This window comes from Vibrio sp. 1F279 (genome assembly GCF_041439815.1).
Lineage (GTDB): Bacteria > Pseudomonadota > Gammaproteobacteria > Enterobacterales > Vibrionaceae > Vibrio > Vibrio tasmaniensis_A.
In genome coordinates, this window is record NZ_JBGOOU010000001.1 from 309,681 (window position 1) to 326,338 (window position 16,658).

Here is a 16,658-nt window from a genome sequence, read left to right on the forward strand (position 1 = left end):
CATAAAGTTTGTGAAATAGGTCACCCACTAATGGTGTATAATCTCAAAGTTAACTTGATTCTAAACCGACGTATCGGCATGATTTATAGTAATTATTATTAAGGATATAGAGCTTTCCATGAAAAAACTTGCAATTGTGACTTTGCCACTGCTCTTGGCTGCATGTGTATCTGACAACTACGTTACCAATGTAACGTCAGATAGCTATCAAGAAGAGTTCAAAACGGCTAAAGTTGAAGCTCCAGTTGTATCTCAATCTGAGCAGACTGCCGTTGTTGAAGAGAACGTGGTCAACGTTGTCAGAACAACACCTGTAGAACAAAAAATCACTCACACGACTAGAGCTAAGCCGGTTGCAACAATTACAGCTCCAACCAAGAAGCAACAAGACATGAACCAACGCTTTGGTTACACAGTTCAAGTTGTTGCTGTTGGCAGCCAAGCCAAAGTCGATTCTTTTGTAAAAATGCTACCAACCACTTCCCAACCAATTTGGGAAAACTACAAAATGGTTAACGGCACTAAGTGGTTCACTGTACTTTACGGTGACTACGCGACACGCTTAGACGCTAAAAAGGCGATTTCATCTTTGCCGAGCAGTTTTCAAAACTTAAAGCCATTCGTTAAGAGCATTGATGATATCAAGAACTCTGAATACCCAACGCTTAACAAGTTAAACTAAGTTTTAAATCATAAAGAAGGAGCAAATGCTCCTTCTTTTGTTTTATGACGGTTAGTTTTGTTTAATAGTTAATCGCTCACTCCTTAGATGACAATTTTAGCATTCAAAACACTGTACCTATTTCGACTTTTGTTTATCATTGAAGTCAGTATTCCTAGTTTCAAGGACCGAATTTACCCATGAACACCACAAACATCCTTCTACTTTGCGGCGGTGGATCTTCAGAGCATGAAGTGTCAATCGTTTCAGCCAATTACCTTTTTGAACAACTTAATAGCGTTGCAGATTTTAACGTTGTGAGAGTTGAAATTAAAAACGAAGGCTGGTGTCTTGATTCGGGTGAGTTGGTTTATCTTGATATTAACGATCAAACCTTACGTGGCGACAACTTAGAATCTAAAGTCGATTTCATTGTTCCTTGTATTCATGGTTTCCCGGGCGAAACAGGTGACATTCAATCACTGTTTGAAATGGCTAAGATTCCGTACCTAGGTTGTGGTTCTGAAGCAAGCAACAACAGCTTCAATAAAATCACATCAAAACTTTGGTACGACGCTCTGGGTATCCCAAATACGCCTTATCTGTTCTTATCCGACAACACTGAACAAGCTCATGCACAGGCGACACAAGCCTTTGAAAGTTGGGGGAAAGTGTTCGTCAAAGCGGCTCGTCAGGGATCTTCCGTTGGCTGTTACCAAGTCAATCAAGTAGAAGAATTAAGTGAAGCAATCAACAAAGCATTTACCTTCTCTGATCAAGTGCTTATTGAGAAATCCGTGGTGCCAAGAGAACTAGAAGTTGCCGCTTATGAAATCGATGGCGAGCTACAGATAAGCAAGCCAGGCGAGGTGATTGCACCTAATGGCGCATTTTACTCTTACGAAGAGAAGTACAGTGCAGACAGCCACTCAATTACTGAAGTTGAAGCAACTAACTTAACCGATGAACAGCGTGAATTGATTGCAGATAGCGCCCGCAAGGTATTCACGCAGATGAAGCTTCGTCACTTGTCTCGTATCGATTTCTTCTTAACACAAGACAATGAGATCTACCTGAACGAAGTGAATACCTTCCCAGGTATGACGCCAATTTCCATGTTCCCAAAAATGGTTGAACATGACGGCCACAAATTCAGCCAGTTCTTAGAGAACTGCGTGAGAACAAGCATTTCTTAGTTCACCCAAAATATCTTAGCCGTTTTATATAACTCATTAGATAACAAATAGCGCCTTGAGCTTACCTGCCAAGGCGCTATTTGTTTTTAAGTCGGAAGTTTTTGGTTTGCAAAGTCAGTTGATTGACTAAGCAGTTTATTAACAATCTGCCTATAAAAAACCGTAGATAAACAAGCCGCCTCTTAACAAAGCCATCAGCTCATTGCCAAGGGATTAGTGCTTTAAACTTCATCTTCTCACTCTCAGAGGTACCCGAATAACCCACATATTGTGCAGGCATTGCAGGGCTGAGCCAACGACCAAAATCTTGGATTTCTCTCACCTTAAGGCCTTGTTTCGACAGTTCTTGTGCGGCACCTACACGAATAGAGTTCCCGGAGAAATGGTGGTTGTCAGCCAATTGAAGTAAGTCACTTGCTCTTCTCAATATTCTGTAGATCGACGAATCATCTAAAGGTTGCAGACTGATATTTTCATGTTTGTCTATCGCACGAAATACAGGCAACTCGTCTTGTGTTCCAGTAAACGAAAACCAACGCTCAAGTGCGGCGCTTGCTACTCGCGATAGCCTATACACTGAATTTTTTATTGTAATCTGGTACTCATTCTCAACGCTCTCCACATTATCCATCGACAACGCCCTTAGTTCAGATCGCTTTAAAGCACACTCGAACATCACATTATAAATCGCGATATCTCTGATCTCTTTTAAGCTCGATTTCTCATGGGAAAGTAACGTGTTTAACTCAGTAAGGTGTGCGGATGTCATGGCATTGGTTTGTTTAGAGTCGCCAGCCATTCGAGATTGCAAGTGGAGCAGGGTAAAACGAACTTGCCTATGCTTGATTGGGTTAGCAAAGCTCAACACAGTATGCAACAAGCTAAGTGTTGCAGTGTAACGTTTCAAAGACGAGAATTTTCTTTCACTGGATTCAGTCTCAAGAAAACGCCGAACAGCAGTGATGGATGCTGGGAGTGTGTTGATACGATTTTTAGTACAGAACGCATGGTAGCGATTCCAATCACTGTAGATACCCAACAAGGAGTTTCGAGAGTACTGATATCCTGTTAACTCATCTATAATTTCAATTGTCGCGTGGCTGTTTAATTTTTCAACAAATGAATTAATTATCACAGAGTCCGATAAAATAGGGACTTTTTTTCTCAAATTACCGTACCTCAACAGGTGTTTTTGCCATATTATGCTTGATATCATTAGAAGTATACTTATGATTAACGTAATGAAAACAAAACGATGATCAATGGATATGGCAAATTCAGTTTACCGAGGCGTTCCTCTACAATCAGCGGATGCAAACAACACCGTTTGGCGTGCCAAGCTAAAAAACAACATTATTCAAGGCAATTTACCTGCTGTGAAAAAGAGTATTGATTGGTGGATTGATACTGCGACCCTTATTGACCCGAAAGAATTCACAGCGTTAAACAAGTCGAGAGCGTCTGGTGGTGGCTTAGCTGAAAACTTCCATGGTTACCAAATTAAAAATGATAGCGGTGAGCCTAACGCTTGGTATTGCATGTTTAACGGGCGCCTAATTAAAGGTGGCAAGATTGCAATCCAGCGTCATATAGAGGCTTTCTTACTCGCAAAACAAAAAGCAGCACAGCAAAAGAAGTAAAATTATGAGCCTAGTATATTCAACTGAAACAGGTCGTATTAAACCTGAAGAAGAGAAAATCCAGCGTCCTAAAGGCGATGGTATTGTTCGAATCCAAAAAGAAACCAAAGGCCGTAAAGGTAAAGGCGTTTCTATCGTAACAGGCTTAGACCTAGATGACGCACCATTAAAACTCATGGCTGCGGAACTCAAAAAAGTATGTGGTTGTGGCGGCTCAGTAAAAGATGGCAACATCGAGATTCAAGGCGACGCTCGTGACAAGCTCAAAGCGCATCTTGAAAAGAAAGGCTACAAAGTTAAATTTGCCGGCGGTTAAGCTCTAACTAATGCCGGGGGTAAAATCGAAGATTATTATCACTGGTTATTAGGTATTTTATGGTAAATAACCGCTATGGTTAAATACGCAGTAGAATTCAGAGAGTACAGATATGAAATAAAGGCAGGGCATCACATAAAGATACCTGCCTTATAAACACCGAAACTAATTTAACATAACGTACATAATACGCAGTGATGTACGTGAAATCTGATAAGTTTCAGCACCTTAGTCATTACAGATTTTGCGTACACGCGTGTTATAGACGCTTGAAATTCAAAATGTTTCCACATAAATACGATCATTAATTAGTTTTCGTCCTTCAATTTTACGTTATACCTAGTTTTCGTCACTGTTCTTTTTTCCAATTTGACGACGGATTTCATCGAATTCACCGATGAAAATCGTGTTTTGTCATCGAAAAAATAATTAGACGGATGTTTGATAACTTGAAGGAGATCACATGCTCACACCCCGTTTTGCCGATCTATTGAATCGCTACTTCGACGACATTCATGAAGCCGCCGCGTATTTTTACGTACAACCGATCACGATCAAGCGTTGGCTGTCTGGCGCGGTACCGGTCAATCCACTGGCCGAAAAATTGATGAACATTCACGCCCGTGGCTACTTACCCTTGGATCATCGCTGGAATGGATTTCGGATTAACGTTGACCGTGCCATTCTCATAACCCCCGAAGATCGCGAATTCAATCCCAAGGAATTGCTCAGTTTTGCGTACTGGCGTGACGAGCACCGGCAACTGGTTGAGCGCCACGGCAAAATTGAGTCCCCGAAATACTATCCGGCTAAAGAGCATCCCTTGCCATTTCGTGGCGGTCGTCGCATGCCGCCTAAGCCCTGGATCCCGGCCAAATTCAAATAATGGTGCCATTCAGAGCAACAACCCTCGAGATAAGCTTCTTTAATCTAGGAACGTAAAACGTCATGACAACGATAATAGCCAGCCCGAACATTTTCATCGCGGGTGACGCCATGTGGACTAGCCAAGTCAGCGGTTTGGAAGTCGACTGTGAGACGCGCAAACATATCGTGTGTCTCGAGCAAGTGATCTTTTTTTCGGGTGATGAGCACCCTATTATCCTCGCGCAAGCCGTGCTTCTGGCCCTCATTTCTGACGAGGAATACATTCAATTAGCCCAAGCGCTCGACGAACGCGATGAGATTGGCTTGATTGCGGTAACGGAAAACACCGGTGCGCTGATAGACATGCCCATCGGCAACAACGCGACCACCGGAGAGCTGGTGTTTACTGGCTCTGGGGGCTTCCATGCGGCCACGTTTTATCAAGATCTCGACAGATTATCTTGCCTGTTAACAAGAATAGATACAGCGATGACGATGGCGTTCCACGTCGACGAGCAATCCGGCAACGGGATCCACAAGAAGGTGTGGCCTCAGCGCTACGACAACTTGTGTTATACTGACACCAGTTACCGAGAATACATCGGGGCTAAAATTGAAGAATATCACGAGTTCATCGCCGAATGGGCCTTAATGGAGGGCGACAACATGGCAGCACAACTTCCCCGCTCTACAAATCGCACAGCGCCGGCACCAAACGCGCCCAAAGCGACCCCAGAGCGCATGAAAGCAATACTCGACGCGATAAGAAAAAACCAGAAGAAACAAACTGAGAAACAAGAAGAAAGCGCCTAAAACAGAGGCGCCTGAACAGTACGTAGGTCATGTTCAGGCGCTTGTTATGTGACCTAATTTTTGACAACTATCTTAAGCTTTTTATCTATTAGTGTTACCCCTGCATGAGTCACTGATATGTTTCCATCAGAATCAGTCCTCGGAGTCATCAATATACTACATTCACTTCCATCATTATTGAGAAGGCTAGCGGAAATAGAAGGTGATTGACCTTTTTTATGTTCGCTCTTTTTTATCTCAAAACGATAATATTTACGACCATCTTGTTTTCTTTCTTCAAAATCATCGGAACCTAGTAATATTATATATGGCTTAAGTTTTAGAAACTTTAATACAGCGAAAGAAATACTCAAAACAGCTGCGATAATCTTTAGGAAAATGACCACATAATTTAACGCGCCTTCTCCAATGACCGATTCCAGTTCTTTTAAGACAGAAGCAATGGCACCGAATATAACAGCTACAATAAACATCCAATCAATTTCATCTAAATTCATTTATTCTCCTTTACACCACCAAATCCAAGGTTCCATTATGCACATAGCCCCGCCTTAAACATTAAGGCTAATTCGAACCAAAATTTCCATAGTCGAATCGTTTGTTATATTTATTCTCTTTTGATACGAACTATAAATTACCAATTATTTTTTGAATTTCATCTGGATTTAAGTAGCTATTATTAACTTTACCTTCAATCAAAAAACCGTCTGCTAATATTTGGGATAATTTTTGAACAGACTTTTCATTAAAGAGCTTCGGATAGATCCGCGTATACGCATTGAACGTTGCCTTTAAGTTACGGTGGCAATCTTCAGCTGAACTGAGTGTTGTGACCTCTCCCGAATTAAATATAGGTATGAAAATTTCAAGTAGGTTGTTTTTTAACTCTTGCTTTAGCTTTCTGCGACTTGTGATTTTCTCGAGCCCAAGACCTAAAAAGAATGCCAGAATACCAGGGAGCCATCCATTCATGAAACTATGAAGTGAAATTTTCCACCACTCAATATCATTAATTATAAAATACACTAACTCTTCCTATTGCCCGTGACGTACTTGAAAAATATAACGCCTTAAACATCGAAACTAAAGACAAACCTACAATGCCGAATGTAATAAATTGTGTTGATTAATTTGTTAGACGAATGTTGCCTTCAGCAACGCGACTTGTTGCTCAAACAACCCACTATCAAATTTGGAGTAAGATTTAGCTATATTTACCCATTGAACTCCGGTTTCATCAATATGACGAAATTCAATTTGTAACGCATATTTTGAACAACGAAGAAAACCAAATATAAAACCTACAATCGTTAAAGTAACAACTAAAGCTTTCAACCAAAAAGGTGTACTCTCAAGAGTTGGGATTGCTAACCAAACTGCTCCGGAGAAAACAAATAACCAAAATATTATTTGACCTAGATTGTCGAGTAAGCCAAGTTTCTTAACTCTGACATTATTAATTTTTGATAAAGGATACGAATCTTTTTTAAAGCTAAACTCTTCTTGGCTTAGTTGAAAATCTGTTTCCTTGTACATTATTGCCTCCATTTTTATCAACACTCTTAAATGCTTTATTAGCTTTTTTGGGTTACATACTTTGCGTGAATATCGAGAACAAATGGCTCCACTAAAGCTATACATCGGTCTAGATCGTCATCCGTTATATCTACTTTCTCACCATCTAAGGTATGACCATTTCGATGCACAAGGTCATGGCGTAACTCAAGTTGTTTTAATAGCTCTCTGCTGATATTAAAACGAATGCCAAGAACTTTTTTATAATACATTTCAACATCATTAAGCCGATGCCATACCAATGCTTTCATTGAATGTATCAAATACTCATCAATAGGGTTGTTTAAAGCAAAAGGAACCGTCACGGTAGCAGAACGAAACTTGTCATGGCTTGCTAGTTTTCGGAGTGATTCTGGAGAATTAGTAAGTTCAAAAATGAACAAGTTTGAAAGATACTGTTCCATTAAGCTTATCACGTTCGAAAAATACAATTGGTTGTGAAAACTATCTCTACTTTGGGCTCTTATTTGCGTAAGTCCTTCAGTGAAAGTATTGAGATATACATCAAATTCCGTATCAGAACTCATTAGCATGGTACTCCACTCTAATTTGCTCTTTTAACGCTCCATCCTTTGTCTCAACGTCTAGCGTCCAATCAACACCAACATTGGAAGACCAAACATTAATGTTAAACTCATTACCTTCCTCGTCTTCAAACGAATCATAGTTTTCGCTAACACTATCCCTATAACGCTCTGCCACAAAGTTAGGAGACGGTACGCTAACAACCGTAACCTCTTCAGTACCGCGATAAATAAGTAGATAGCCACCGGAAATGGGTGGCATACAGTCATTACCTTCTAACGTAAACTTCATCATCTCATTTCTCAAAATACAAATACGTTTCGATTATAACAGCATAGTTTTAGGCTTACACCTTCAGAAAGCTAACGCCCGCTTAAGTGGTGAGTAGCGTAAGACCGATGTTTCTGCAAACCACCTTAAACACAGAACGCAACGTATAGTAAAAATGTCACGTGTTACGAATTAATCCTAAACAGTTCGATATACGGTCGTGCCAGGCTCAGAGTTTGGCCCCAACTTACTGCTAAAAACGAACAGACAACTAACTAAAATACCTATCTCGAAAAGCTGACATAGAAAAGATGCTGTCTTAAACACCAGACCTGAATCCATCCAAGGCATCGCTATTTCAATTAGCACAGCGGCTAAAACCAAAGTATACCCAACTCGTTGATGCCATTTACCTAACACTCGCGAAAAGTGATGGAAAGCTAACAGATAAAACACCGAAAAAAAAGGCATTATAAACCAGGTGAGATACTCAAAAATTTCAATCAACGAGCTACTACCTTCGCCCAAAGTTGCCATTAGAATCGGGATAATAAAGTTGAGTAGCATGTAAAGAAACGGATATATAAGAATACCCAAGGCAAGATACCGAACTGATTTTTTAACTCCACTTTCCACTTGTGTTACCTTCTCTAGTTGGAGTGACGCATAACACCCAATTAAGTAGCTGACAACGCTACTAATACGTTCAAAATTACCACCAAAATCACTTAAACTGAACTGAGTTGAAAATCCCAAGCGTTGACAGTCTGCTTTAATTGCTTGTTGTTAGCTCTACGACTTAGACTGGACAAAACACAATTTATTGAAATTCATCGCCATGATTTTCTAATGTTTTAGTACCACACTCTAAACAAACTACATAGCGATCGATTAAATCTAGTGACGCTCCTGCTGGACTAGCCATCCCACCAAAAAAACCCGCAAGAAATTCCTTAAACTTTTCTTTCTTACTATTGCCATATTTGGACGGTTTTTGCTTAATCAATTCTTTATGTTCTGTTTTTTGACCACATTTGTCGCAATACCTAGCACTCATTTTAACCTCAATTGTTGTTTTATAAATCCTGAGAATAATATCGAAGTAGCTGCGCATATGAATGAGAAGTGAATCACACATATGAACCAATACGCCCATTTAATAAGTAGAACTAACGCTTATTAGATAGAAAATTCTGCATTTAAAAACAGAGTTTTTCTGTCTAGTCTGATTTATGGGAAGAGATTATAATCATCAATCCTAGTTATAACAGTGATTTAAATCATTAACTGTGAAACTGGATGACTAAAGTGCAGATTGTTGTCTTAAGAAATACAGGAAGGGCCACTTCCCTAAGGAAATGGCCCTTTTCTTGATATGATTTATCGACGTTTCTTGTAGCGTTTTCGTGTGGTGTTCGCCCTAACCACGCGCCCGTTCTTGATCGTGTAACCTTTCTTAAGTTGGCCGTTTGGTCGGCGGCCTTTGCACTTGTGTCCTTTCATTCGGTATCTCCAGTTTTCGTATCCGTTGCTCTTGGTCTTGCTGCACTCGCTTTATCCAGTTGATGTCTGTTTTCAAAGCCGCAATCGTACCAAGGCTTGAGACTCCACCTGTAATCCGCGTAATGATTAATGCATCAACGAATTCCATCACTTCGTGATGCGTAGTATTCAAGTAGGTATCGCACCATAGCGCGTAATTGGGAATGAAAAATAAGATGAGCGGCAAGAAGGCTTATATAGCTAACAAAGTGTTTCGATAAAACGAGCTAAAAAAGTGACACTGCAACATAACTACCCTCCACTTTAATTGATGAACAGTAACAGTGGCCTCGTGACTCGTTATTACAGCAAGCCACAATACTCGTACACACCGCTCTGATTACACAAACCGAGCCACTTCAAATATAACTGTATAAATATACAGTTATATTATTACCCCCGTAAAAACCACACTTATTGAGCAAATAACATTCAGAATCAAGGCTCTGCGTTCAGGTTTTAAACTTACATTTGGTTAAATGAATCTCTTTACTGTATAACCTGAGCTCTGCGTTAGTTTTAGGTATACCGATTCCACCTAAGGCAATACTCAAATAGAATCATCGATTGCGCCAACTCTAAGGCATTGCGCATTACATTCGAATCACGTGTACGGGTTAGTATCATGAGCGACAAAGCATTCCGAAAACTCAACATATTCCTTTCGATTTTTTGCCTAGCAATCACGCTAGTGTCGTTGATCTCTTTTAATACGCTCATGAATAAAAGCTACGTTATTACACCCGACAAATACCCTACACGCGTTAACACAGACAGAGACCACGATGGTGGCACCGTAGGCTCATTACATAAGTCAGAAGACGGAATTGAGTTACAGTGTGACTTTGAACGAACCTATAGCTTACCCTTCTGTGAAATTGAGTTCGTTATATCGACCCAAGGTAAAGGGCTCGATCTCTCTACGTTCGATTCGGTCACCATTAATATGGATTACCAAGGCCAAGAAGACCCAAGGTTTCGCTTCTACATTCGTAATTACGACAAGAATTACAGCGTGAAAGGCGATGCTATGTCTAATAAGTTCAATCGCTTAGACTTCTCGTTACCGGATAAAAACCACATCGACTTAAACTACTTCAACGTTCCTTTTTGGTGGATTGACCATTACAATCAACCTATTACGAGTAGCGCGGTAGACATTACAAACGCGGTGTCTGTTGAGCTTGGGCTCGGAGCCAGCACGCTTGATGGCCACCATTCACTTAAGATCTCGAGCATTGTTTTCCGCGGTAAAGTCATCAGCAAAGCTTTGTTAGGCGAACTCTTAATTGGATTATGGGTGACGTATGCGATTTACTATATATCTTGTGCGTTATATCTAGCCAGAAGAACAAGAACAGATGCCGCACAGCAACAACGTTTGTTGACTCAAGAAATTGAAGAGCTAAAGATAAAGGCTACAACCGATCCGTTGACCGGCTGTAGGAATAGAACTGAAGCTTTAGATGCTTTCTATGATTTTGAATGGTTAGCTCAGCAAGGAAAAACCATTCACATCGCTTTGTTTGATTTAGACCATTTTAAGCAAATCAATGATCAACATGGCCATGAAGTGGGTGACAAAGTACTTATTCAGTTTGTCGCAACGGCGAACGAGAGTCTTGGTGAGCAATATTTACTTTATCGCTGGGGTGGTGAGGAGTTCCTTTTAGTTTGCCTGGAGCAAACTGCGCTACAGTGTAACGAATCTATCAATAATCTATACCTAGCAATCGACCAAAGCGTTTGGCCTAAAGCGCTTAAAGTAACGACTTCGACTGGAGTAACACAGCTTAAGCAACATGAATCGATACGTTCTGCAATTAAACGTGCAGACAAGGCACTCTACCAAGCGAAAGACAACGGACGAAACCAAGTCGCAAAGTTGTACTAAAGCTCGCTTGACTAGACTGCAGTTACACATTCAACTCTCTTCCAATACTCAATCAAGACGCCATTAATACCCTGTCGATATCTACTCTCCATTTAAGCAGCCGTCAGATTTTCAACGCTGACTAAACAAGCCAAAAGCTTTGCTGCCTCATTAGGATTCTAATCGTTATGTAGGCCTATAAGCGCGCTCTCACCATCGGTAACAACACATTCTGTAGTAACGCCATTAATCGCATTCTCAGGTTATATGTATCGTTTCTAAGCTTCCTAACTACTTGTTCTAAACCGCACATATCTGGCTAGTAAAAGCTTTCTCTAAGCAGTCGTAAGTCACTCGCGGTATCGGTTTTGAACATTACCGTAGTTATTTATCTCGCGCTGCTCTTCGAGGAAATCCTTATTATTCTGCCCCCGTCACGCTTCTAATCACGCACTCTGATCCACTAAAAAATGGAAGTCACAACGTCACTAGCCTTAAAAAACACCATAGATTTAACCACTTAGACATGGTGACATAAATACTGACACCCAAAATGATGGTTGTATTGCTTTCAGAGCTTGCTGTAATTTAATTACAATTAGAAGCCAAGAAAAGCCTGATAAGTGGATTACTCCAACGTAACTTACTGAATAAACGGCATTTAATGGTTTTGAATAGATTGGGGTTTTGGGTAACTAAAGAGTTGGTATGTACGAGATAATATACTAGAGGGTAATATATTTAGTTATAGTGCGCTAAGGTGTTAAAAAAGAAGGGCTAATGCCCTACTCTTCTTTATTACTCATTTCTTCACGAATTTGCTCAGCAACGATTTTGATAGCTTGTGCTGTGCTGATGCCCTGGGTCATCATTTCTTGAATTCGTTCAACAGCTTTCTGTTGTTCTTCGTGAGAAAGGGTTGGTAAGTCGTTTAGCATAGTCTGCTCCTTTATTTAGGAGCAGAACTATATAAGGACTGTTAGTAACTAGCAAGGAAATTGATTGATGCACCCATTGCATTTTCATTTGTGTAGTTAGCACTTAAATCTAACTGGAACAAATTGAGTGGCGACAAACCAATACCTGCTGTGACTGTACCTTCTGAACCAGAGTATGCCAAATTCTTGTAGTACCCTGCCCTTAGCTGAAGCTGACGCAGAACATCAACTTCTGTACCAACGCGAATCATCTGTTCATTATCTTTGAACGAAGTAAATTTTTCGGTTTCATTTAAGTCATAGTCGACACTAAGCGTGAAGTAGTCCGCTACGATACCAGCACCTACGGTATATACTGGCTCTAGTTTGTATGCGTATTGGCCACCGACTTTGTGTGTCACACCGCTGGTCGTACTCGTTAAAGTTTGAGATGTATCTTTGGTATTGATATCTCTAGATATTAAGTTGGTAGCCGAAAAGCCAACTCGAAATGGACCTGTGAACCAAAGCGCGCCAGCATCCATATTAAAAGAAGTTTCACCTTCACCATTGTCTCTTACATCAGACAAATCGTAGCTCTTAACAGAAGCAACGTAGTTGTATGTGTAAATACGTTGAAGTTTAGGCGTGATACCAAATGAAATATGCTGCCCCATAAAGGTTTGATATTTAGCGAGAGTTAATCCAACTTCGGTAACACCAATAGCAACGGCTTCTACCGTCGACAACTCAAGCTTATCGGCATCTGTCGCTGATGCTTCATTGTAAACATTTGGTGTAGCAAACGATTCTGTATAGGCTTTGCCGAATAGGTTAGCCGCTATAAATTGATTTGGGATAGCGAATGCGACAACACCACCAAGTTCAACATTAGCTTGGTTACCATCGAGTTTTTTAAGAGCTGCATCTAAATCTGTAGTGTTTGTCGCAGCCAGAGCGGAATCAATATTTGATTTCATGTCTTGGGGGTCATTATAACTACCACCAAAACTTGGCGTGATCATACCCATATCATCGTTACGACGATAAATAGCAACAAGTGCTGGGTTATAGAATGGAGCTGTTAGGAAGTTTGCTGAAACAACACCAACACCACCCATCGCATCACCACGCGCTTCAATGGCGTAGTTTGCTGCTGAAAGAGGAAGACTGGCGAATGCAATTGATGCTGCGAGTAGTTTAGTTGTATTTTTCATGCCGTTTATCTTTGTTAGATCCCTTACATTATTAACGGCTCAATTCTAAATTACTTTAGCTACTCTTCGCTAGAAATATCATAAGTTTTACTGATAGTTTGTGCTTGCTCTATCGCTATGTCACCTTGCCAGCGCGAATGTACCATCGAAACGGCTAAAACATAACGATCATTGGGCAGTTCTTCACCCGTTAAATTGGTCGGATAATCGGATTCATAACTTTTACCCCACACCTGCTTATATCGTTCATCGACATAATCGTACAAACCTACGTCTAGCTTTGGTAATGGGCAGTATGGGTTCAGCAGTGCTTTTTTATCGATCAACCAAGAGTCTTTAGATGCCCAACGAACTTGTTGACGCATAACCACTTCACCAAGAATGACCCAAGTGCTCCAGGAATTACCGCTATTTCCTTTTACAGTCAGGCGATAAAGTCCGGAATCAAGTTGAGACGCTAAGCTATAACGTTTGCTGTATACGCTCACTGAAGTGTTATTGATTACCGGGTTACCTTTGGTGAACTCACTGTCAGACGAAACGACCTTGTCGACCCACTTCTCAAAGGTGATGTCTTGGATGTTGCTTTCCGATTCAACATCAATCGCCACACGGAATGTTTCCCTGCCTGGGCTTTGGATAATGTGTCTTTTCACTACGACCGAGCTGATCCAATCCGGTAAAGTGTTTTTGGTGAGCGTTTTCCCACAATCTTTGTTCAATGCTTGCTCGAACAGCTGATTGAGATGATCTTCGCGAGATTGCGAAGCATTGATTTGCCAAACTTCCACCAATGAATCAAACATCAATGCTAAATCATTATCTAGCAGGTGCTTGTGCACTTGTGTCAGCGCATCACTGTCCTTAAACCAATCGGCTGCGTGTGCAGTATTGATGACGCTTGATAAAATGAGTAGTGGAAGTAAGGCTTTTTTCATTACGCTTTCATCTTGTAGCCAACGCCACGTAAGGTTTCAATTTCTAAACCTGGTAACTTCTGTCTTAGTTGCAGAACGTGCGTATCTACAGTACGAGTTGTTGGGAAGTGGTTGTAACCCCAAACGTGGTCTAGTAGCTCATCACGAGTAAACACTCGACCAAGATTACTTGCCAAGAATAGCAATAGATCAAATTCCGTACGCGTTAACGTGACTTCCAGTTCATTAAAAAACACTTCACGTGTTGCCTTGTCAATTACAAGATTTTGAGCCATCACTTTTGATGCATCTTGATCTTCAGCATCAGGTAGGCGTAGCTGTGCACGGATTCGAGCAAACAGTTCAGCTTCTGCAAATGGTTTCGTTAGGTAATCATTCGCACCTGAGTCTAAGCCGGCTACTTTGTCTTTTACTGTCACGAGAGCCGTTAGCAAAATAACTGGGATGTCTTTCTTTTTCTTCCAACCGGGAAGTGAATCTACTGAGTCACCATCAGGAAGTTGACGGTCTAGGATCACAAGATCCGCTTGTTCCCAATAGCCTTCAACTTCAGAGATCAGCTCGGCATGTAAACATTCATATCCAGCTTGCTCAAGGCTAACTAATAAACCGTCAGCCAAATTTTTATCGTCTTCAACGAGAAGCAATGTCTGTTTCACAAGGTATCTCCAAAATAAATGTTGTTGGGGGGCCGATAAGCGTCATGTGACCGCCCATTTTTCCGACCATAGATTCTACTATCGTCAGACCTAAACCGAGTCCACTCTTACTTACGAATGGCTTTCTTAGTTGCCCCCAATCTTTGCGAGACAAGTCTCCATTATCTATAACTTTGAATGTCAGCTTCTTGTCAGAAGTATTCAGTTCTAGTATCACTGGGGCAACACCGTATTTCACGGCATTTCTGATCAGGTTATCGATACACGTTCCTAACCAATATACGTTTACTTTTGCAGCAATATCTTTGTTTACGCGGAGTTCAATGCCCGGAGCAAAGTCTTCTTCAACTTTGTATTGAAGCCACTCTTCAACACTTGGCACCCACTCTGTTGCAAGCGGTTGGTTGTCTGATTGCAAATAGTCTTTACTTGCTTCTGCCAACTGCCTTAAACGGCGTGTATCTTCACACAACCTACGAAATTCATCATATACCGATTCTGGCAAGTGTTCGAACTCTCGCCTAAACCCTTCAACCGTCAATGACAAACTCGCAATCGGTGTTCTTAATTCATGCGTTAGAATTTGAAGAACCAGCATGCGGCTCTTCATCTCTTGTTTTTTACTGTTCCAACGGTAAACCGCCCACCCCAACACGAGTAGGATATTGGCAATCACCAAAATAAACATGGCGATCTGCAGAAGCTCTGAATGATCTTCTATTTCCCAACATACATTGCCGCGCTGGACGAAACAGCTGTTGCCTTCTGAGGACAAACTAAAGGATAAGCCCGCGAGCGTAGCATTTTCGTTCCAAACTGATTCTTTATACAGGTAATATCTATCGCCGCGCTTGACCCACATTTCATCAAGCTCAACAAACATACTCGCACCCGCTAGCAAAGCTGTTATGGCTTCGTTGTCCATCTTCTGTAGACGAGACAGTAGTTCATCGTGTTCTGTGTTCGGTCGCTCTTGAATGTGCATGTAGCGCTTCAACGAGTCAAATTTCTCTGGGTATAACTCAACGTAGCGTGCGGCATATGAACCGCCACCGGGATGAATCAAACCACTTCGAGTAAACCAACGATCAGAAAGTTTAGTCCCTTTACACATTGCACGAGTAAAGACCAAAGGCTCTGTGATTAGAGGGCTTAAGGGCAACTTTCCGCTGCATGTTTTTGATAACCGGTATAAGCGTTGGATGTCTTTTAGTGGGTATTCAGCAGTTTGCGGCAGCATAGAAGACGGCATGATCAAGCGAGTCGGGTAATCAGCCTGAAGCAGTCGAATATCATAAGATTCAATTGCCATTTCATGATCAAAAAGTTTAGTGAAGTTATCGATACGCTCAGGTAAAGAGTCAGCAAACGCGTTCACTGAAACTGATAATGTAGCGATAAGCAGAGTAAATGTTCTTTTGATGATCACAAACCAACGCAAATTCATATAGATCAATCAAATATATACCATTCGTTATCAAAGATAAATTTATAACCGCATGAAAAACCGTGCTAATGACGAGTTATAGCGACAAATTCGATCATATTAGGGCTATGTTGCACAGCTGTACTCGCTAATCGTTTGAGTCGTTATAACTTCATTCAAATGAGTTTTACGGCCGTCTATCGGACTGTGCTTATTGCTTATT

The 16,658-nt window shown here is 41.0% G+C and carries 21 protein-coding genes; 7 read left to right on the forward strand and 14 right to left on the reverse strand.

The window, feature by feature from the left end; genetic code table 11:
• The first annotated feature begins 118 nt into the window (after nucleotides 1-118).
• Nucleotides 119-682 (forward strand): SPOR domain-containing protein, encoded by a 564-nt coding sequence (locus tag ACED60_RS01275; RefSeq protein ID WP_009845372.1) that lies wholly within the window; start codon nucleotides 119-121, stop codon nucleotides 680-682.
• A gap of 179 nt (nucleotides 683-861) precedes the next feature.
• Nucleotides 862-1,857 carry a D-alanine--D-alanine ligase gene (locus tag ACED60_RS01280; RefSeq protein ID WP_304570727.1) on the forward strand — a complete coding sequence of 332 codons (996 nt, stop codon included), beginning with the start codon at nucleotides 862-864 and terminating at the stop codon, nucleotides 1,855-1,857.
• A gap of 199 nt (nucleotides 1,858-2,056) precedes the next feature.
• On the opposite strand, the gene ACED60_RS01285 is transcribed toward ACED60_RS01280, so the two are convergent.
• A complete protein-coding gene (locus ACED60_RS01285) occupies nucleotides 2,057-3,025 on the reverse strand; it encodes a tyrosine-type recombinase/integrase (protein ID WP_371726732.1) in 969 nt (322 codons plus the stop codon).
• Between the two features lie 100 nt (nucleotides 3,026-3,125).
• Between ACED60_RS01285 and ACED60_RS01290 the strand changes: the two genes are divergently transcribed.
• The 4 genes from ACED60_RS01290 (at nucleotide 3,126) to ACED60_RS01305 (ending at nucleotide 5,493) form a co-directional block, all read left to right on the forward strand.
• Entirely contained in the window at nucleotides 3,126-3,497 is a 372-nt protein-coding gene (locus ACED60_RS01290) for a DUF3319 domain-containing protein (RefSeq protein WP_029222765.1), read from the forward strand.
• A 4-nt stretch (nucleotides 3,498-3,501) separates the two neighbouring features.
• Nucleotides 3,502-3,813 (forward strand): stress response translation initiation inhibitor YciH, encoded by a 312-nt coding sequence (gene yciH, locus ACED60_RS01295; RefSeq protein ID WP_012600635.1) that lies wholly within the window; start codon nucleotides 3,502-3,504, stop codon nucleotides 3,811-3,813.
• Nucleotides 3,814-4,276: 463 nt separating this feature from the next.
• On the forward strand, nucleotides 4,277-4,699 hold the full coding sequence (locus ACED60_RS01300) for a phage protein (protein ID WP_017073518.1): 423 nt from the start codon (nucleotides 4,277-4,279) through the stop codon (nucleotides 4,697-4,699).
• A gap of 62 nt (nucleotides 4,700-4,761) precedes the next feature.
• Nucleotides 4,762-5,493 carry a hypothetical protein gene (locus ACED60_RS01305; RefSeq protein ID WP_017102028.1) on the forward strand — a complete coding sequence of 244 codons (732 nt, stop codon included), beginning with the start codon at nucleotides 4,762-4,764 and terminating at the stop codon, nucleotides 5,491-5,493.
• A gap of 53 nt (nucleotides 5,494-5,546) precedes the next feature.
• Here the strand turns inward: ACED60_RS01305 and ACED60_RS01310 are convergent, their stop codons facing one another.
• The 8 genes from ACED60_RS01310 to ACED60_RS01345 all read right to left on the reverse strand — a co-directional run bounded on the left by ACED60_RS01310 (nucleotide 5,547) and on the right by ACED60_RS01345 (nucleotide 9,514).
• The gene (locus ACED60_RS01310; protein WP_231903191.1) at nucleotides 5,547-5,990 is read right to left on the reverse strand and encodes a hypothetical protein; all 444 of its coding nucleotides are present in this window, start codon (nucleotides 5,988-5,990) and stop codon (nucleotides 5,547-5,549) included.
• 130 nt (nucleotides 5,991-6,120) lie between these two features.
• The gene (locus ACED60_RS01315; protein ID WP_231903193.1) at nucleotides 6,121-6,519 is read right to left on the reverse strand and encodes a hypothetical protein; all 399 of its coding nucleotides are present in this window, start codon (nucleotides 6,517-6,519) and stop codon (nucleotides 6,121-6,123) included.
• 108 nt (nucleotides 6,520-6,627) lie between these two features.
• Nucleotides 6,628-7,029 carry a hypothetical protein gene (locus tag ACED60_RS01320; protein WP_017102030.1) on the reverse strand — a complete coding sequence of 134 codons (402 nt, stop codon included), beginning with the start codon at nucleotides 7,027-7,029 and terminating at the stop codon, nucleotides 6,628-6,630.
• A 38-nt stretch (nucleotides 7,030-7,067) separates the two neighbouring features.
• Nucleotides 7,068-7,595 (reverse strand): hypothetical protein, encoded by a 528-nt coding sequence (locus tag ACED60_RS01325; protein WP_241810802.1) that lies wholly within the window; start codon nucleotides 7,593-7,595, stop codon nucleotides 7,068-7,070.
• Nucleotides 7,585-7,887, reverse strand: coding sequence for a hypothetical protein (locus ACED60_RS01330; protein ID WP_017102032.1), 303 nt, complete (start codon nucleotides 7,885-7,887; stop codon nucleotides 7,585-7,587). The genes ACED60_RS01325 and ACED60_RS01330 overlap by 11 nt, the downstream gene beginning before the upstream one ends.
• Before the next feature lie 174 nt (nucleotides 7,888-8,061).
• The gene (locus tag ACED60_RS01335; protein ID WP_371726733.1) at nucleotides 8,062-8,499 is read right to left on the reverse strand and encodes a hypothetical protein; all 438 of its coding nucleotides are present in this window, start codon (nucleotides 8,497-8,499) and stop codon (nucleotides 8,062-8,064) included.
• A 184-nt stretch (nucleotides 8,500-8,683) separates the two neighbouring features.
• The gene (locus ACED60_RS01340; protein WP_123300957.1) at nucleotides 8,684-8,920 is read right to left on the reverse strand and encodes a hypothetical protein; all 237 of its coding nucleotides are present in this window, start codon (nucleotides 8,918-8,920) and stop codon (nucleotides 8,684-8,686) included.
• A 399-nt stretch (nucleotides 8,921-9,319) separates the two neighbouring features.
• Nucleotides 9,320-9,514: a hypothetical protein gene (locus ACED60_RS01345; protein ID WP_371726782.1), complete on the reverse strand. Its 195-nt coding sequence runs from the start codon at nucleotides 9,512-9,514 to the stop codon at nucleotides 9,320-9,322.
• 477 nt (nucleotides 9,515-9,991) lie between these two features.
• Between ACED60_RS01345 and ACED60_RS01350 the strand changes: the two genes are divergently transcribed.
• Nucleotides 9,992-11,299, forward strand: coding sequence for a GGDEF domain-containing protein (locus ACED60_RS01350; RefSeq protein ID WP_371726734.1), 1,308 nt, complete (start codon nucleotides 9,992-9,994; stop codon nucleotides 11,297-11,299).
• 764 nt (nucleotides 11,300-12,063) lie between these two features.
• Here the strand turns inward: ACED60_RS01350 and ACED60_RS01355 are convergent.
• From ACED60_RS01355 to vxrA, 5 genes are read right to left on the reverse strand one after another with little or no spacing between them, the layout of a single operon-like run.
• The gene (locus tag ACED60_RS01355) at nucleotides 12,064-12,216 is read right to left on the reverse strand and encodes a YoaH family protein (protein WP_004731009.1); all 153 of its coding nucleotides are present in this window, start codon (nucleotides 12,214-12,216) and stop codon (nucleotides 12,064-12,066) included.
• A 41-nt stretch (nucleotides 12,217-12,257) separates the two neighbouring features.
• Complete coding sequence (locus ACED60_RS01360; RefSeq protein WP_371726735.1) at nucleotides 12,258-13,412, reverse strand: conjugal transfer protein TraF; 1,155 nt, start codon at nucleotides 13,410-13,412, stop codon at nucleotides 12,258-12,260.
• Between the two features lie 59 nt (nucleotides 13,413-13,471).
• Nucleotides 13,472-14,350 carry a DUF2861 family protein gene (locus ACED60_RS01365; RefSeq protein WP_017098137.1) on the reverse strand — a complete coding sequence of 293 codons (879 nt, stop codon included), beginning with the start codon at nucleotides 14,348-14,350 and terminating at the stop codon, nucleotides 13,472-13,474.
• Nucleotides 14,350-15,009, reverse strand: coding sequence for a response regulator transcription factor VxrB (gene vxrB / locus ACED60_RS01370; RefSeq protein WP_009845363.1), 660 nt, complete (start codon nucleotides 15,007-15,009; stop codon nucleotides 14,350-14,352). The genes ACED60_RS01365 and vxrB overlap by 1 nt, the downstream gene beginning before the upstream one ends.
• On the reverse strand, nucleotides 14,984-16,456 hold the full coding sequence (vxrA, locus tag ACED60_RS01375) for a sensor histidine kinase VxrA (protein WP_009845362.1): 1,473 nt from the start codon (nucleotides 16,454-16,456) through the stop codon (nucleotides 14,984-14,986). Before vxrA ends, vxrB begins: the two co-directional genes overlap by 26 nt.
• Between the last annotated feature and the right edge of the window lie 202 nt (nucleotides 16,457-16,658).

Coding starts and splice junctions, on each gene's coding strand:
- ACED60_RS01275 (WP_009845372.1), top strand. CDS start 119: ATGAAAAAACTTGCAATTGTGACTTTGCCACTGCTCTTGGCTGCATGT.
- ACED60_RS01280 (WP_304570727.1), top strand. CDS start 862: ATGAACACCACAAACATCCTTCTACTTTGCGGCGGTGGATCTTCAGAG.
- ACED60_RS01290 (WP_029222765.1), top strand. CDS start 3,126: ATGGCAAATTCAGTTTACCGAGGCGTTCCTCTACAATCAGCGGATGCA.
- yciH (WP_012600635.1), top strand. CDS start 3,502: ATGAGCCTAGTATATTCAACTGAAACAGGTCGTATTAAACCTGAAGAA.
- ACED60_RS01300 (WP_017073518.1), top strand. CDS start 4,277: ATGCTCACACCCCGTTTTGCCGATCTATTGAATCGCTACTTCGACGAC.
- ACED60_RS01305 (WP_017102028.1), top strand. CDS start 4,762: ATGACAACGATAATAGCCAGCCCGAACATTTTCATCGCGGGTGACGCC.
- ACED60_RS01310 (WP_231903191.1), bottom strand. CDS start 5,990: ATGAATTTAGATGAAATTGATTGGATGTTTATTGTAGCTGTTATATTC.
- ACED60_RS01320 (WP_017102030.1), bottom strand. CDS start 7,029: ATGTACAAGGAAACAGATTTTCAACTAAGCCAAGAAGAGTTTAGCTTT.
- ACED60_RS01325 (WP_241810802.1), bottom strand. CDS start 7,595: ATGAGTTCTGATACGGAATTTGATGTATATCTCAATACTTTCACTGAA.
- ACED60_RS01330 (WP_017102032.1), bottom strand. CDS start 7,887: ATGATGAAGTTTACGTTAGAAGGTAATGACTGTATGCCACCCATTTCC.
- ACED60_RS01340 (WP_123300957.1), bottom strand. CDS start 8,920: ATGAGTGCTAGGTATTGCGACAAATGTGGTCAAAAAACAGAACATAAA.
- ACED60_RS01345 (WP_371726782.1), bottom strand. CDS start 9,514: ATGGAATTCGTTGATGCATTAATCATTACGCGGATTACAGGTGGAGTC.
- ACED60_RS01355 (WP_004731009.1), bottom strand. CDS start 12,216: ATGCTAAACGACTTACCAACCCTTTCTCACGAAGAACAACAGAAAGCT.
- ACED60_RS01360 (WP_371726735.1), bottom strand. CDS start 13,412: ATGAAAAATACAACTAAACTACTCGCAGCATCAATTGCATTCGCCAGT.
- ACED60_RS01365 (WP_017098137.1), bottom strand. CDS start 14,350: ATGAAAAAAGCCTTACTTCCACTACTCATTTTATCAAGCGTCATCAAT.
- vxrA (WP_009845362.1), bottom strand. CDS start 16,456: ATGAATTTGCGTTGGTTTGTGATCATCAAAAGAACATTTACTCTGCTT.